The following is an 18,879-nucleotide window of genomic DNA, read 5'->3' on the forward strand; positions in this document are numbered from 1 at the left end:
GCACCTCCGAAGCCTGATTTTTTCGTGTGAATCCTCAATCAGTGGTTTATGGTTGGAGGAGATGCGCTCACCCGAAGGGCTATTCGTTGATGATGCGGTGAGCCGCAAAGTCAGGGATATCAACCCGGGGGAGAGAGAATTGCGGCACAACAGCATTGGCGAAGAGCGCACGCAGCGTAGCGCTCGAAGCGCGTTAATGCGTGGCGTGGCGTCTCTCGTCGCCTTCGGTCTTCTCGTTACCGGTCTCACCGTCATGCCGACGACTTCGGCCGAAGCTGCAGTTGTGCAGTGGGGTACCAACGCCGGTACGTCTCCCAGCTACCAGACCACCGTCAACGGTGACTTCCTCATGGCCGGCAACGGTGTTCTCGCCTGTGACCGATCGCTCTACCCTCAGTTCAACATCGGCACGTGTGCGGATCTGCACTCTGCAAACGGTGGCAACGGAAACACGGCCAACGACAACTTCTACCTCCAGAACTCCAACACCGTCGCAGGCTTTTCGACCAACTCGAGCTCGGCGAACATCACGATCCCTGCAGGCGCCGCCGTCAAAAAGGCGTTTCTGAGCTGGAGCGCGAACACCGGAGCTTTCACCGGCGAAACTGCGAATGCGTGCACGACCCCCAACGCCAGCCGAGGAACCGCGCTCATGCCCGCCGGGTCTCCCACTGGCTACACCACCGCTCCGGCCAAACTCAAGGTCGGCACGGGCGCGATTACCTCCGTGACGCCGACAACGATGCTGCAAGATCCGGTGGGAACGCCCTCGGCGATCTACTACAGCGCGAGCGCCGACGTCACGAACGCGTTCGCCGGTGCCGCGACGGGAACACCGCTCACGGTCTCCGCTGGTGACATTTGGGCTCCACAGGGCGCTGGCTGCTACGCCGGGTGGACACTCACTGTCATTTATGACTACGGCATCTACATCCCCAGCAACCTCAATTCGGCCCCGCACCGCATCATCTTCTACGAAGGTCACGTGCGCATGACCGCCGCTGAGGCTCCGCTGACGGTTACTTTCAACGGCTTTAGTGCCGTTGACACCGGAACCCGCGCCGGTTTCTCGCTCTATGAGGGCGACCGCATCATTCAGGGTGATATCGCTGAGTACTCGCGCGGCAACGGCGGCTATACCCAACTGCCGAACAGCGCCGGCAATACCGGCAACATCGGTATCGGTCGAGGAGAGGGCTCCGTTCGCTACACATCCCTCGCCGATACGGGGCCATTCACCAACCAGAGCGTGGACGTCGCTACCGTCGATTTGCCCAATGTGCAGACCGGCGACACCTCGGTGAATCTCCGGATGAGCACCAGCGGTGACTCCTACTTGCTGCAGAATGCCATCCTTTCGGTGCCGAGCGCCGGGATCAATGTCTCCAAGACGTATAACGGAACGCTCGATCAGCAATCTCGAACGTCAACGGAACCGGCCACGTTCACGATCACGGTGACGAACTCCGGTGTCGGCGTTCTTCAAAACATTGTTGTCGCGGACGACCAAACGAACTGTGCCCGCACTCTCACCGGGATCACGCTCGCCCCGCTTCAGTCGTATACCTATACATGTACGGCGAATGGGCTCACCACCGCCAGCTATGACTCCACCGCCACCGCCACAGCGAACACCGTCGTGGGAAACAACTCTGCGACGGGCACCGACTCCACCCGCGTTCTGCTCTCCTCGCTCACGCTCGCTAAGACGAGCTCGCTCGCCGGTGGGGCCACGGGCCGCGCTGGTGACACCCTCAACTACACCTTCACCATCAAGAACAACGGTGACTCGCCCCTCACCGGCGTCGCGGTCACTGACCCGATGACCGGGCTGTCGGCTATCACTTACACGTGGCCGACGGCCACCGCGGGTGCGCTCGCGGCTGGTGCCTCCGCCACCGGTACGGCGACCTACACGCTCACCCAGGCCGATGTGGATGCCGGTTCGATCGCGAACACCGCGACCGCCACCGGAACGGATGCTGACGGCGGCATCAAGCCGGTCGCGACAGCAAACCGCACCACCCCCATCCCGGTGAATGCTGTTCTCGAAACCAAGAAGACGGCCGCCTATGCCGGTGCCGGAGTCGGCAATGTCGGCGACGTCGTGAACTATTCGTTCTCCGTAAAAAACACGGGTAACGTCACGCTCACCTCGGTCACCCTGACCGACCCTCTCACCGGGCTGTCCGCGATCGCGGTCACCTGGCCGGGAACCGCGGGTCGTCTCGCACCGGGTCAGACCGCCACGGGAACCGCGACGTATACGGTGAAGCAGGCCGACGTTAACGCCGGCAAGATCGTGAACCAAGCGACGTCGGCTGGCCGCACCCCCAAGAACGTCGCTGTCACGGGCCTGAGCAACGAGGTCACGCTGGCTACCGCGCCTGCAGCTCCCGGGCTCACCACCACGAAGTCGGGAACAGTAGCCAACCCCAAGGGCGTTGGCAGCGTCGTCACCTATACCTTCAGCGCCAAGAACACCGGAAACGTGACGCTCACCGGTGTCGCCATTGCCGACCCGCTCGTCGGGCTCTCCGCCCTGACCTACTCGTGGCCGGGAACCGCCGGAACTCTGGCTCCGGGCCAGACCGTGACCGCCACCGCGACGTACACCGTAAAACAGTCCGATGTTGATGCCGGTCTCGTGCGCAACACCGCCACCAGCTCGGGAACATCACCCAGCGGCACCGCCGTTGCTGCGGCATCCCCTCGCGTAGATGTGGCGCTGCAAACTCGTACTCCCGCCGTCTCGCTGACGAAGTCGGGAGCGCTCGCCGGTAGCTCGACCGCGGGCAGCACCGTGAACTACTCTTTCGTTCTCACTAACTCGGGCAACGTGACGCTCACGAACGCGGGAATCACTGACCCGCTCTCCGGTCTCTCGGCCATCACCTACGGCACATGGCCCGGAACCGTCGGCACCCTTGCTCCCGGCCAGTCCGTCACCGCAACCGCCACCTACACGGTGAAGCAGTCGGATGTCGATGCTGGCGCGATCGCCAACAGCGCGACCGCAAAGGGCACGCCTCCGACCGGTGCTGACGTCACGCGTACGACTCCCGCCACCGTGCCGATCACCGCCGACGCCAAGATGATCGTCACCAAGTCGGGCGCCTACACGACAGGCTCCGGCGCAGTCGGCTCGGTCGTCACCTACACGTTCAGCGTGAAGAACGACGGAAACGTTACTCTCAGCCAGGTCGTTCTCGCCGACCCACTCTCGGGCCTCAGCCCGATCTCGGTAACGTGGCCCGGTGCATCCGGAGTGCTCACACCAGGGCAGACGGCCACCGGAACCGCGACCTACACGGTGAAGCAGTCCGACGTGGATGCCGGCTCGGTCAAGAACACGGCAACCGCCACGGCTAAGACTCCCACCGGCGCTACCGTAACCCAGCCCTCAGCCGAGTCTGTGGTGCCTACGGTCACGCCGACCCGAGCGATCACCACCACGAAGTCTGCCGTTATCGCCGGTGGCGCGACCGGCAAGGTCGGCGACGTCATCACCTACTCGTTCAGCGCGAAGAACGACGGAAACGTCACGCTCTCGGGTGTGACCATCGCTGACCCGCTGACGGGACTCTCAGCGCTCACCTACACGTGGCCGGGCGCCACCGGAGTGCTCGCGCCAGGCCAGACCGTCACCGCGGTAGCGAACTACACGATCAAGCAGTCTGATGTGAATGCCGGCTCGGTCAAGAACACGGCAACCGGTAGCGGAACCCACGGCGGCACAGCCGTGACTGACCCCTCGGACGAGGTCACCGTTCCGACAGTGGCCGCGAGCCCCGTCATCACCACGCTCAAGTCGGGGGCGCTCGCCGCCGGCTCTACCGGCCGCGCTGGCGACACCGTGAACTTCTCGATCAAGCTCACCAACTCGGGCAACGTCACCCTGACCTCGGTGTCGGCAACCGACACACTCCCCGGTCTCTCGGCGCTCACTTACGGCACGTGGCCGTCGGGCACCGCCGGTACGCTCGCGCCGGGCCAGTCCGTCACCGCGACGGCAACTTACACGCTCAAGCAGAGCGATGTGGATGCCGGCTCGGTCTCGAATACCGCGACTGGTTCAGGAACACCGCCGACCGGTGCCGCAGTGACCAGCGTCAGCCCCGCCACGGTTCCGATCACGGCGGGCCCCGCGCTCACCGTCTCGAAGTCGGGTGCGGTCACCACGGGCAACGGTTCCGTTGGCGACATCATCACCTTCTCGTTCGTCGTTCGCAACACTGGTAATGTCACCGCCACCGGCGTCGGTATTACCGACACCCTCGCCGGTCTCTCGGCCGTTACCTTTGGCACCTGGCCGAGTGGCACAGCCGGCACGCTCGCTCCGAACACTCAGGTCACTGCTACCGCGACTTACGAGATTGAACAGCTCGACGTCAACTTTGGCTCTGTCCGGAACACCGCTACGGCATCCGGCAGCACGCCGTCGGGCGGTACCGTGTCAGCAACGTCGCCACAGGCAGTCGTTCCGACGGTGGCATCGTCGCCGGCCATTACGACCACGAAAACGGCAAGCGTGTCTGGCACGGGTGCGGTTGGCGATGTCATCACGTACACCTTCACCACCAACAACACCGGTAACGTCACACTGAAGGACGTGACGATCGCTGACCCGCTCACTGGTCTTTCGGCGCTGACCTACGGCACGTGGCCGGGTTCCACGACGGGAACGTTGCAGCCCGGCTGGGAGGTCACCGCTACGGCGACCTACACAATCGTGCAGTCCGATGTTGATGCGGGCTCGGTCAAGAACATCGCAACCTCGACGGGCAAATTTGGCACCACTGCCGTGAGCGGTCCTTCGCCTCAGGTGACGACTCCGACGATCGCCTCCGTTCGCACGATCTCTCTCGCGAAGACCGGCGTTCTCGCTGCCGGCGCTACGGGCGTCGCGGGCGACACTGTCAACTACACCTTCGTCGTTCGCAACACGGGTAACGTCACGCTCACGAGCGTGGGGCTGACCGACCCGCTGCCCGGCCTCTCCGCTGTCACCTTCGGTACGTGGCCGAGCGGAACCGCGGGTCGCCTGCTGCCCAATACGCAGGTCACCGCCACGGCGAGCTACGTTCTCAAGCAATCGGATGTCGATGCCGGTTCGGTAGCGAACACGGCAACGACGCGTGGTACTCCTCCGACCGGCGCAGCTGTGTCGGCTACGACTCCGGCCACCGTTCCTGTTGCAGCGAACGGCGCTCTCGCTGTGGCGAAGACGGGTGCCGTCACGTCGGGCACCGGTGGAGTCGGCAGCACGATGACCTTCTCGTTCACGATCACGAACCCCGGAAACGTCACGATGACGGGGGTCGCCATTGCGGACTCGCTCGTGGGGCTCTCGGCACCCGTCTACACCTGGCCCACCGCGACTGCCGGGCGCATTGCTCCGGGCGAGACGGCGACAGCAACGGCCACCTATACGGTGAAGCAGGCTGACGTCAACGCTGGTTCGGTCGCGAACACGGCTACTGTCTCGGGCACGACTCCGACCAACGCAACGGTGACTTCTGCGTCGTCAACTGCCACCGTTCCCACGATCACCGGTGCGCCTCAGCTCACCACCACGAAGTCAGCGAATGTGACGTCGGGTGCCAAGGTCGGCGACTCGATCACGTACTCCATCGCGATTTCTAATACGGGCAACCAGACCGTCACCGGCGTCACTCTGACCGACTCGCTCGCGGGTCTCTCTACTCCGGTGGTGACGTGGCCTGGGGTTGCGGGAACCCTCGCTCCCGGCCAGACCGCTACAGCTCTCGCGACCTACACCGTCAAGCAGTCGGATGTCGACTCCGGTTCGATCACGAACACGGCCTCGGCTGCTGGAACTGCGCCCGGCGCGACCCCGGTAACCTCAGCGTCCAGCCCCGTAGTCACGACCACCGTCACAGCAGCGCCTACGATTTCGCTCGCGAAGTCGGGCACGCTGCCGGCTGGTTCCACGTCGGTTGCTGGCGAGGTCGTCACGTACAGCTTCGTCATTCGTAACACCGGCAATGTCACGATCACGGATGCTGCGGTAACCGACCCGCTTTCGGGTCTCTCCGCCATCACGTACGGAACGTGGCCTTCGGGCACCACGGGAACGCTCGCGCCGAACACTCAGGTAACCGCGACCGCGACGTACACGGTGAAGCAATCGGATGTCGATGCGGGTTCGATCGCGAACACCGCGACGGCAACGGGCACGGGAGTTATCGGCGGCGCGGCTGCTCCGAAGACGAGCAGCGCCACAGTGCCTCTCGCGACGACCGCCAAGCTCACCGTCTCCAAGACCGGTGCCACGGCTGCGGGAGCGAACAAGGTGGGCGATACCGTCACCTTCTCGTTCGTTGTGAAGAACACCGGTAACGTCACGCTCTCGAGCGTGGGCATCACCGACACTCTCGCCGACCTCTCGGCCGTGACCTTCGGTACCTGGCCGGGCGGCACGACAGGAGTTCTCGCTCCCAACGCCCAGATAACCGCTACCGCGACGTACACGATCAAGCAGTCCGATGTGAACGCGGGCTCCGTGAAGAACACGGCTACGGCATCCGGAACACCGCCGTCGGGCCCCGTTGCGACGGCAACCTCGACGCAGGCAGTGGTGCCGACGGTTGCAGCATCGCCCGCACTTGTCACCACCAAGAGCGCTGTCGTGGGCGGCACCGGAACTGGCGTGATCGGCGACACGATTACGTACACCTTCACCGCGAAGAACACCGGTAACGTCACGCTCACGGGCGTCACTCTGACCGACCCGCTCTCCGGACTCTCCACGCCCACCTACGTATGGTCGGGTGGCGTCAGCGGCCAGCTCAACCCCAACGGCACTGTCACCGGAACTGCCACGTACACAATCACGCAGGCGGATGTCGACGCCGGTTCGGTCAAGAACATTGCGACCGCAACGGGTACGCCTCCGAGTGGTGCCGCCGTGACCGCTCCGTCGCCGCAGCTCGTCACGCCGACGATCGCGTCTGCACCGACAATCGGTGTGACCAAGTCGGGCGCTCTCGCGCCGGGCGCGCAGGGTGTTGCTGGTGACGTTGTGACGTGGAGCCTCTCACTCACGAACTCGGGCAATGTAACGCTGACCTCGGTTGCGGTTACTGACTCGCTCCCCGGCGTTTCCGCCGTGACGTACGGCACCTGGCCCTCGACGGCAGGAACTTTGGCTCCGGGCCAGAGCGTTTCGGCGACGGCAACGTACGTTCTCACTCAGGCTGACATCGACGCCGGCGCTGTCTCGAACACCGCTAATGGTTCGGGTACGCCTCCGCGTGGTTCACCGGCCACGGCCACTGCTCCGTCAACCCTTCCGCTTGCCTCGAACTCCACCATCACGCTCGACAAAACCGCGGCCATTGTGGCTCCCGGCACGGGCGTTGTGGGCGACACCATCCGCTACACCTTCACCGCGGAGAACACCGGTAACGTCACGCTGACCAACGTGATCATCGCCGACCCGCGCCCCGGTCTCAGCGCACTCACCTACGGCACCTGGACAAGCGGCACTGTTGGCCGCCTCGCTCCCGGCCAGACCATCACGGCAACGGCTGATTATGTGATCCGCCAGGCCGACCAGAACGCTGGCGTTGTTAACAACACGGCCTCCGTTTCGGGCAAGCCGCCCGCTGGCCCGAACACCACAGCGTCGTCGGCTGCAGTCGCGACCCCGACCGCCACGCGCGTTCCCGGCATCCTCACCACCAAGACTTCGAGCGTTGCCGGAACCGGCGCCGTTGGCGACGTCATCACGTACACGATCACCGTGCGCAACACGGGAAACACGACCCTCACGTCGGTGTCGGCGAGTGACCCGCTAACGGGCCTCAGCACGCTCACCTACGGCGCGTGGCCAGGCGGAGTGACGGGAACGCTGCAGCCGAACACGCAGGTTGTCGCCACCGCGAAATACACGATCAAGCAGTCCGATGTGAACGCCGGCGCGGTCACAAACACGGCAACGGGTCAGGGCACGTCGCCCTCCGCCGGCGTCATCACGGATCCCTCTGATGAGGTCATCACTCCGACGGTTGCTGGCAACCCTGTAGCCACGTTCTCGAAGACTGGCGCGCTCGCTCCGGGCGCTGTCGGCGTTGCCGGCGACGTGATCACCTACACCTTCACGACGAAGAACACCGGAAACGTGACGCTCACGGGCGTTGCTGTCAGCGATCCGCTGACTGATCTCGGCACGATTTCGTACACCTGGCCGGGTACCGCTGGCGTGCTCACCCCGGGTCAAACCGTCATGGCAACCGCCAACTACACGGTGAAGCAGTCCGATGTGGATGCTGGCTCTGTCAGCAACACCGCAACGCTCACCGCGACCCCGCCGTCGGGTACTCCCTTCACGGAGACCGACTCGGAGACGGTGTCGATTGCTGCTGCCCCCGGCATCACGGTGAGCAAGCTCGCTTCGGTCGGTGGAACCGGTGAAGAGGGCGACGTCATCACGTACACGATGACGATTCGCAACACGGGTAACCAGACGCTCACCGTGGTGACGCTCGTCGATAACTTGCCCGGGCTGAGCGCTCCGACCTTCGTCTGGCCGGGGACTCCGAACGAGCTTGCGCCGGGTCAAACGGCGACCGCTAGCGCGACGTACACCATTGACCTCGATGACCTCAACGATGGTGAAGTAACGAACACCGCGAATGTCACTGCTCAGACTCCCGGTGGTGGCCCCGAGGTCTCCGCGAGCTCTGGCGCCGTGGTCGTAGCGACGGGTGACCAGCGGCCCGAGCTGACCACCACGAAGACTGCCAGCGTTGTGCCGAGCCCCGCCGCCGAAGGCACCACGATCACGTTCTCCTTCGTCGTGGAAAACACCGGAAACGTGACCATCGAGAACATCGTTCTCAATGACCCCTTGCTGGGTGGAGCAACGCCGACGCTGTCGGCGACGTCGCTCGACCCCGGCGAATCTGCCACGGCAACTGCGAACTACACGATCACCCAAGCGGATGTCGATGCTGGCTCGGTGACGAACACCGCGAAGGCCGTCGGCGACACCACCGGAGGCACTCCCGTGAGTGTCGAAAGTCCGGTCTCCTCGGTGACCACTCCGACTGAGCCTGCTGCCCCCGGTATTTCCGTCACGAAGTCGGGCACCGCCGCGCAAGACGCCGGTGACCTGATCGACTGGAGCTTCACTGTTACCAACACCGGTAACGTCACCCTCAGCGGCGTGACCCTCGACGATGCTTTGGCGGGGGTCACTCCCGTCTTCGGTACCTTCCCCAGCGGAGTCGCAGGCCAGCTCGATCCCGGCGACAGCGTGTTGGCAACGGCCGATGATTACGTTGTGACTCAGGCGGATGTCGACTCGGGTTCCGTCGTGAACACCGTGACTGCATCCGGTACTCCGTCGCGCGGTGCCGTCGCGAACGCGACCACCGCGGCAACCGTGCCGCTGGCTCCCGATGCCGGAATCACGATCGTCAAGGCGGAGGACGCAACTCCTGCTGGCCGTGCGCTCGGCGACGAGGTTTCCTTCACGTTCACCGTGACCAACACCGGTAACGTCACGCTGAGCTCCATCAGCATCATCGACCAGCTCGATGGTGTCTCGGCGATTAGCTATGACGACTGGGACGGCAACCCTGCCGGTACGCTCGGCCCGAACGACGTTCTCACTGCCACGGCGACCTACGAACTCACTCAGGACGACATCGATAACGGTTCCGTCGACAACGACTCGAGCGTGCTCGCCTCGACACCTGCTGGCGTCATCCTGGATGAGGACTCCAACACCGTCACGGTCACGACCGATGCTGCCGCTCCCGTTCTTGTCACCACGAAGGCCGCCGTGCTCAACGGCACCGGCGTTGTGGGCGACACCATCAGCTACACGATCACGCTGCTCAACGACGGAAACGTCACGCTCACGGGTGCGGCGATCACTGACTCGCTCGCGGGGCTCAGCGCGCTCGTGTACGGCGAATGGGTCTCCGGCGTCGATGGCGAACTTGCTCCTGGCGAGTCCGTATCGGCCACGGCGAACTACACAATCACTCAGGCGGATGTCGATGCTGGCTCGGTCAGCAACATCGCGACCGGTGACGCCGAGTCCGCTCGCGACGATGCTGCCGTCACTGACGACTCGCCCGCCGCGGTCACACCGCTCGTCACCCAGTCCGCTCTTATCTCAGCAACGAAGACCGGTGTTCTCGAGTCCGGTGCTGAGGGTGAAGCGGGAGACCTGATCGAGTGGTCCTTCACGATCACAAACGATGGAAACGTCACGTTGACCGGTGTCATTTTCACAGACACCCTCACCGACCTTTCGGCCATCACCTACACCTGGCCGAGCGCCACCGACGGCGTCTTGGCTCCGGGCGAGACCGCAACAGCGGTAGCAACGTACGAGCTCAAGCAAAGTGACGTGGACTCCGGCTCCGTCGTAAACCTCGCCACGCCATCCGGTGTTGATCCCAACACCGATGATGTCGATGGCACCGAGGTCGCTGCGACCGTTGTTGTCGAACCCGCTGCAAGCCTGAGCGCGATCAAGACCGGCGAACTGCGTGCCGGCGGAATCGGTCAAGTCGGCGACGTGATCGACTACTCCGTTACCGCCACCAACACCGGTAACGTCACGCTGCACGATGGTCAGTTGCTCGACCCGCTTCCCGGCATTAGCGACCCCAACATTGTTTGGCCCGACCCGGCTCAGCCCGGTGTTCTTGGCGTGGGGGAGTCCGTCACGGGTACCGCGGAGTACACCCTCACTCAGGCCGATGTTGATCTCGGGTACATCGAGAACACGGCAGACGTTCAGGCCCTCACGCCGAACAATGCCGTCGTGCCGGCGACCACCAACACTGTTGTGATCCCGACGGTTCGCCCTGCTCCGATCCTGACCGTCGATAAGTCGGCCGTTGTCGCCGACGACGGCGAGCTCGGTGACGAGATCGCGTACTCATTCACGATCACGAACGACGGAAATGTCACGATCGACGGCATCACCCTGGCTGACCCGCTGCCCGGCCTCACCGGTCTCACGGTCAACTGGCCCGTCGCGAACACCACCCAAACGCTCGCGCCCGGCGAAAGCGTCGACGCCACAGCGACCTACACAATCATTCAGGATGACGTGAACGCGGGAGAGGTTCGCAACACGGCAACCGCGAGCGGAACCGGGGCGCAAAGTACTCCGGTCACCGGCTCGTCGCCCGAGGTTGTTGCCGAACTCGTCGAGGCTGACCCCTCGCTGAGCGCGACGAAGAGCGCGGCACTTGCTGCCGGCGCTACGGGCGTCGCGGGCGACACCGTGGAATTCAGCTTCACCGTCACCAACGACGGAAACGTTTCGCTGACATCCGTCGACCTGATTGACCAGCTGCCGGGTCTCACGGGCGTCACGTTCGGCGCGTGGCCGACGGCGACCGACGGGCTTCTCAACCCCGGCGACGACGTCACGGCTACAGCGACGTACACGCTCCTGCAGAGCGATATCGATGCTGGTTCTCTCGCGAACAGCGTCAACGCCATGGGTGTTCCGCCCACGGGTTCCGCTGTAACGCAGCCGGCTTCCGCAACCCTTCCTCTCACGGCAACCCCGAACTTCACCGTCACGAAGACGGGTGACTTGGGAACCCAGCTGGGTGAAGTGGGCGATATTGTCGACTACTCCTTCATCATCACCAACTCCGGAAACGTGACCCTGAACGGTGTCGTGCTCATCGACTCGATGCCTGGAGTCAGCACTCCGGTGATCGTCTGGCCCGGAGCCGACCGCGTGCTCGCTCCCGGTGAGATTGCAACGGCTACCGCTGAGTACACGATCACTCAAGACGACGTCGATGCGGGCTCCGTGACGAACACGGCCGAAGCGCTCGGCACAACGCCCGAGGGGACCGAATACTTCGAGTTCTCTGACCCGGCCGTGAACCCCACGGTTGATCGCACGGCATCCGTCACGATTGACAAGGTCGGCAGCGCTCCGGATGGCGCGGCTCTCGGCGACCTCGTGCACTACGACTTCACACTGCAGAACACCGGTAACACGACACTCACGGGCGTAGCGATTGACGACCCGCTCGTCGGACTCTCGACCATCGTGTACTCGTGGCCGGGTGCTGACGGTGAGCTCGCTCCCGGCGAGACGGCGACCGCCACCGCGACCTACGCGATTACTCAGGCTGATATTGACCGCGGCTATGTTCGCAACTCAGCGGATGTCGATGCCACGTCACCGCTCGGTGCAGTCGAGGATTCGGTTGGCCCCATTGATGTGCCGACGGATGCCGCTGCTCCAGCGATCGAGACCACCAAGAACGGTGCGCTCGAGGCAGGCGCAACCGGGTTCGCCGGGGACACCGTGGAGTACTCCTTCACTGTGCGCAACAGCGGAAACGTGACGCTCACCGGTGTCACGCTGACCGACCCGCTCACGGGCCTCAGCGCGCTGACCTATACGTGGCCGACTGCCACAGACGGCACCCTCGCTCCGGGCCAAAGCGCAACTGCTGTGGCGACCTACGAGCTCACGCAGGCCGACGTTGATGCCGGCAAGGTCGACAACCAAGTCAAGGCTGAGGGAACCACTCCTGCCGCAGGCACCGTTGAGCAGACTGCCGACGAGACCGTGACCATCACCCCAGCACCAGTGCTGACGCCCTTCAAGTCGGGAACCATCCTGAACGGTGGCGTCGGAGAAGTTGGCGACACCGTGGAGTACCGCCTTACTGTGACGAACAACGGAAACGTCACGCTCTACGACGGACAGTTGCTTGACCCGTTGCCAGGCCTCTCGGTTCCGGTCATCACGTGGCCAGACGCGGCGAAGCCCGGCGAGATTCCCGTGGGCGAATCAGTGCTCGGTGTAGCGACGTATCAACTCACGCAGGAAGACGTCGACCGCGGCTTCATTTCGAATATTGCCGATATGTCTGCAGAGACCCCGGCCGGTGTTCTCGTCATTGAGACCTCCAACGAGGTCATTGTTCCGACCGTTCTTCCTGCCCCCAACATCACCGTCACGAAGTCGGGCGCACCTCAGGGCACGGCTGACCTCGGCGACACGATCGACTACTCGTTCGAGATTCTCAACTCGGGTAACGTCACGCTGGATTCCGTCACGCTGACCGATCCGCTTCCGAATCTTTCGGCGATCACGGTTACGTGGCCTACCCCGGCAACCCCGGGCGTGCTTGCTCCCGGTGAGATCGCTACGGCGACAGCGGACTACGAGATCACTCAGGCTGACGTGGATGCTGGCGCCGTTCTCAACATCGCGACCGCTGATGGAGTTGACCCCAACGGCACCGACGTCACGGATGACTCGGAAGCGAACACCGTTCCGACGGAAACCATTCGCGCTGAAGTGGAGCTCACCAAGAGTGGTGTTCTCGCTGACCCGGCACGAGCCGACGAGGGCGACACCGTCAACTGGTCGTTCGAGTTGACCAACTCAGGCAACGTGACCCTCACGGGCGTCGAGATTGTGGACACCTTGCCGGGCCTTTCGGCTCTGGCCTACACGTGGCCGGACACCGCTGGCACGCTCGAAGTGGGGGAATCGGTTACCGCGACCGCGACATCCACTCTTACTCAAGAGCAGATCGACGCGGGAACAGTTGCTAACGACGCGACTGGTTCTGGAACCCCTCCGCGCGGCGATGCTGTCAGCGATCCGGCAACCGCTTCGGTGGTTTTGGCTCCGCAGGCGGGCATGGCCGTCACGAAGGATGGAACTGTTGATGGCGCCGGTAACGCGGGCGACACGATCGACTACGACTTCAGCATCACTAATACGGGAAACGTCACGTTGACGTTGGTCGACCTCGTTGATGCCCTCGTCGGTGTTAGCAGCCCGGTCTTCACCTGGCCCGGAACGACCGGAGAGCTGCAACCAGGTGAGACGGTTACGGCTACTGCTGACTACACGATCACTCAGGATGACGTCGACCGCGGCAGCGTCTCCAACGTCGCTACTGCGAGTGGAAAGCCGCCCATCGGCGACACAATCACGGTGAGCACGACAGTCACCGAAACGACGGTCGCTCCGGCCGCTGCGGCACTGTCGCTGACGAAGTCGTCGAGCACGGGCGCCAGCGCCGGTGTCGGGGACATCATCACCTATACGTTCGAGGTGGAGAACACCGGAAACGTCACGGTCGATGAGATCGTGATCACCGACCCGCTACCCGGCCTCAGCACTCCCGTGGTCGACTGGCCCGGAGCCAACGGTGTTCTCGCCCCCGGCGAGACTGCAACGGCAACCGCGACCTACGCGATCACTCAGGCTGATGTTGATGCCGGCACGGTCGATAACACCGCAGTCGCCAACGGCACCTCGCCGACCGACGTAGCCGTGCCGAGCAACACGGCCTCGGTGCAGACGCCGACGGATGCGGGTGCCCCCGACATCCTCGTCACGAAGAGTGGAGCCCTCGCTCCTGGTTCCACCGGTTTCGCCGGTGACCTCGTGGAATACGAGTTCTCGCTGACGAACAACGGTAACCAGACGCTCACCGCAGTCTCGCTGGCTGATCCGCTTCCGGGTCTGTCTGCTCTCGTGTACTCCTGGCCGACCGCTACCGCGGGCACGCTCGCGCCGGGCGCCATCGTGACGGCCACGGCTACCCACGAACTGACTCAGGCTGATATCGACTCGGGCTCGGTGGCCAACGTCGTGACCGGTAGCGCAACGCCGCCAGCCGGTGTCGCCTTCACCGAGCAGGCTCCGGCCGCCGTGGCGATCGCAGCGAACGGCGAGCTTGAAGCTACAAAGTGGGGCGTACTGCGCGCCGGCGGTATCGGACAGGTCGGCGACTGGGTCGACTACCGCCTCGAAGCCACCAACACCGGCAACGTGACCCTGACTGACGGCGAACTGCGCGATCCGCTTCCCGGATTGAGCGTTCCCGTGATCACATGGCCGAACCCCGCGCAGCCTGGCGTTCTCTTGCCCGGCGAGACCGTGATCGGTGAAGCATCGGTTCAGCTCACTCAAGAAGACATCGACCGTGGCTACATCTCGAACATCGCGGATGTCGGCGCTACCGACCCGAACGATGACGACGTTCCGGCGACCACCAACGAAGTCATCGTCACGACGGTTCAACCGCAACCGAGCATGACGGTCGTGAAGTCGGGCGCTATCGCGCTGACGGGCGAGAACGGCGTTGGCGACACCGTGGACTTCGAATTCGAGGTTCGCAACACCGGTAACGTCACGATCGGTTCGATCGTCGTCACCGATCCCCTCCCCGGAATGACCACCCCTGACGTGCAGTGGCCGACCGCGATAGAAACTCTCGCACCGAACGAAACGGTAACCGCAACGGCGAGCTACGACATCCGTCAGTCGGATGTTGACCGCGGCTTCGTAGAAAACACGGCGAGCGCTACGGCAGTTCCGGTGCGCGGCGATCCGATCGCGGCCACCTCGAACACGGTCGAGGTTCCCACGGAGGCTCCGAGCGTTGTGGTTTCTGTCACCAACACCGGTGCGCTGACGAACCCGGGCCCGGCTGTGGAAGGCGACACTGTCACCTGGAACTACAGCTTCACGAGTACGAGCAACGTGACGCTCTCGGGCGTTGAGCTGAGCGACTTCATCGGCTCGTTGCCCGCGGGCGATTACACCTGGCCCGGTGTCGTGGGCGTTCTTACTCCCGGCGACACGGTCACGGCAGTTCGCGTGCAAACGCTGACGCAGGCCGATATCGACTCGGGGGCTGTCTCAAGCGTCGTCACCGGTGAGGGAACTCCTCCCGTTGGTGCCGCGGCTAGTGCCACGGCTCCGGCAACCGTCGCTCTCGCGGCGGATGGTCTGCTGCAGGTAACGAAGTCGAGCGAGTTGGCTGTTGCGGGCGAGAACGGTCCGGGCGACACAATCGACTACACGATCGTGGTTACCAACATCGGAAACGTCACGCTGCGCACGGTGACCATCACCGACAGCATCGACAACGTCTCGATCAACTCGATCGTCTGGCCCGCCAACAGTGGCGTACTGGCTCCGGGGGAATCGGCGACGGCCAGTGCGACCTACGTTCTCGAACAGGATGACGTCGACCGCGGTTACGTCGACAACACGGCATCCGTCCGAGGCGTCACGCCGGGCGACGACCCGGTCACGGCGACCTCGAACGTCGACCGCGAGCTCACTGCGGTAGCTGACCCCAGCATCACGGCCGAGAAGTCGGGCGTCATGACCTCGGGTTCGGGCGAAGTCGGTTCTGAAATCACGTACAGCTTCATCGTGAAGAACACCGGAAACGTCACGCTGCGCCTCGTTGGCGTTCTCGATCCGCTGATTGAAGTTGTTCCCTCCGATCTCACCTTCCCCTCGGCCACCGGTATTCTCGGCCCAGGCCAGCAGGCTGTTGGTTCCGTCGTCTACACCGTCACTCAGGCGGACGTCGATAACGGCACCGTCGAGAACACGGCGACCGCGGTCGGCACTGCGCCCGATGGCAGTGAAGTGACTGGCGTCTCGAACACCGTGCTCAATCCGACCGACGAGGCTGCACCCTCCATCGTCACTTCCCACACCGCAGCGCTCGCGGCCGGGGCAACCGGCGTGCTCGGCGATGGCATGGACTACACCTTCACCATCACGAATGACGGAAACGTCACGCTCGATGGCGTGACACTCTCGAACACGATCCCGGGCCTCACCGGCTTCGTCTACACGTGGCCAGACCCGGCCGCTCCGGGCGTTCTCGCGCCGGGCGAAAGCGTCACCGTCACGGCGACCCGTCTGGTTGATCAGGCGGATGTCGACGCTGGCGAAGTACGCAACGTCGCGACCGGTGAGGGTAACTCTCCGGCCGCAACCGCCGTTGATGCTGACTCTGCGGTGACCATCGTTCCGCTCATCGAGGCGCTGTCGAGCGTTGACATTGCCAAGGCTGGCGAACCGCGTGCCGCGGGCGACCCCGTCGTGGTCGGTTCGTGGATCGACTACACCTTCACCGTCGAAAACACGGGCGAAACCACTCTGAGTGGTGTCACCGTCGCTGACCCGAAGGTTGGAACGACCGCGGTCGTTTACGGCGCTTGGCCCGCAGCGACCGGAGTTCTCGCTCCGGGCGAGTCGGTCACGGCAACCGCGAGCTACCAGGTCACGCAGGCTGAGTTCGATGCCGGTTCGGCGTCGAACACCGCAAACGTGACATCGACGAATCCGGCGGGCGACGACGTGATCGACACGTCGAACACGGTTGTGGTGCCGACCGCTGCTGGCACTCCAGACATCGGCATCACGAAGACGCAGGTGCTCGAAGCGGGCGCCACCGGCATGGCCGGCGACACCGTGGAGTACAGCTTCGAGGTCACCAACACCGGTGATGTCACGCTGAACGGTGTCACGATTGCCGACGACCAGATCGATCTCAGCACGCTGACGATCACCTGGCCGGGCACTCCGGGCGTTCTCGCTCCGGGGCAGTCGGCCACGGCAACTGCAACGTACGTGCTCACTCAGGATGACGTGGATGCTGGATCGATCAGCTCCGACGCCTCCACCGCGGGTACGCCGCCAGTGGGCGCTGTGGTGACGGCTACGGCCACCGGCTCAACGCCGATCGCCGAAGACCCATCGATGACCATCACGAAGACGAGCTCGTTCGCGACTCTCGCTCAACAGGGCGCGACCGTGAACTACGTCATCGAGGTCGTCAACACCGGAAACGTCACGCTCACCGCCGTCGTAATCACCGATCCCAAGCCGGGCGTCTCCGCGCTCACCTACAACTGGCCGGGTACTCCGGGCGAGTTGGCTCCGGGTGAGTCGGTTACCGCCACGGCGACGTACGTGATTACTCAGGGTGACGTGGATGTCGAACAGACCACCAACGTCGCAACGGTGAACGCTGATGCCCCGTCGGGCGCCATCGCGCCGGAAGAGGCGACCGACGTTCTCGCGATCCCGAATGTGCCGAACATTGCACTGACGATCTCGGGTGTGCTCGGGGCGGGCCAGCAGGGCTTCCCCGGCGACATCGTGATCTTCACGTACGTGGCAACCAACACGGGAACGCTGCCGCTGACGAACGTCTCGATTGCAGATCCGCGCTCCGGTCTCTCGGCCATGAACTACGGCGCGTGGCCGGGCGCGGTTGGGCAACTCGCTCCTGGTGAGTCGATTACGGCAACGGCGACCTACGTCATCCGTGAAAGCGATGCCGGCACGACGCTGTACGAAACGGCAACGGTCACCAGCACCGAGCTCAACTCGGGTGACCCGGTCGTCGCCACCGCACAGACAAGTTTGCAGCTACCTACCAAGGCGCTCTCTTACACTGGGTCAGACCCCCGAGGAACCCTCGCAACTGGCGTGGGCACCCTGCTCCTGGGCCTCGCACTGATCCTGCTCGCCCGCAGAAGACAACGACAGGAAAATTCATGAAGCTCCGCACACGACTGACCGCTACCGCTGTTCCTCTTGCGATTCTCGCGCTCACGCTGGCGGGATGCACCAACGGCACTGAGGAACAGCCCGACGCAGCCGAAAGCTCGGCAGCGGCAGAGCAGACCCCCGGGGTAACTGACATCACGGATGCTCCTGGCACTGGCGAAAACCTCGAAGGTGCTCTTGCTGATTCCACGGTTGAACAGTGCGAGCGCGACGGCGACGAGTGGGTTGTGAACGGGTCGGTAACGAACTCGACTGATGCGAGCGCCACTTACCGCATCTATGTCTCACTCCTCAACGGCGCCAATGACACTCGTGCTCTCACCCAGGTGGATGTCGACGCAACGGAGCCCGGCGCGACCACCGACTGGGAGACTGTCATTCCTGTCGCCGAAGACGAGCTCACCTGCGTGCTGCGCGTCGAGCGCTACGAAGGCTAGTCGCGCGGGGTCGCCTGGCGCCGCAGTGCCGGAGCGTGCGTTGCCGCTGCGAGGCGGTACTCG

The 18,879-nt window shown here is 63.9% G+C and carries 2 protein-coding genes; both read left to right on the forward strand.

Annotation, left to right across the window (positions count from 1 at the left end; all coding sequences use genetic code 11):
* Positions 1-61: 61 nt before the first annotated feature.
* The gene (locus I6E74_RS02180; RefSeq protein WP_197122608.1) at positions 62-18,370 is read left to right on the forward strand and encodes a DUF11 domain-containing protein; all 18,309 of its coding nucleotides are present in this window, start codon (positions 62-64) and stop codon (positions 18,368-18,370) included.
* Complete coding sequence (locus I6E74_RS02185; RefSeq protein WP_197122610.1) at positions 18,367-18,816, forward strand: hypothetical protein; 450 nt, start codon at positions 18,367-18,369, stop codon at positions 18,814-18,816. The genes I6E74_RS02180 and I6E74_RS02185 overlap by 4 nt, the downstream gene beginning before the upstream one ends.
* Positions 18,817-18,879 lie beyond the last annotated feature (63 nt).

Origin of the sequence: Salinibacterium sp. SWN139 (assembly GCF_015864625.1) — a bacterium.
GTDB lineage: Bacteria > Actinomycetota > Actinomycetes > Actinomycetales > Microbacteriaceae > Rhodoglobus.

Bases quoted from the DNA above. Each gene is read 5' to 3' on its own strand.
- I6E74_RS02185 (WP_197122610.1), top strand. From the start codon at position 18,367: ATGAAGCTCCGCACACGACTGACCGCTACCGCTGTTCCTCTTGCGATT.
- I6E74_RS02180 (WP_197122608.1), top strand. From the start codon at position 62: ATGCGCTCACCCGAAGGGCTATTCGTTGATGATGCGGTGAGCCGCAAA.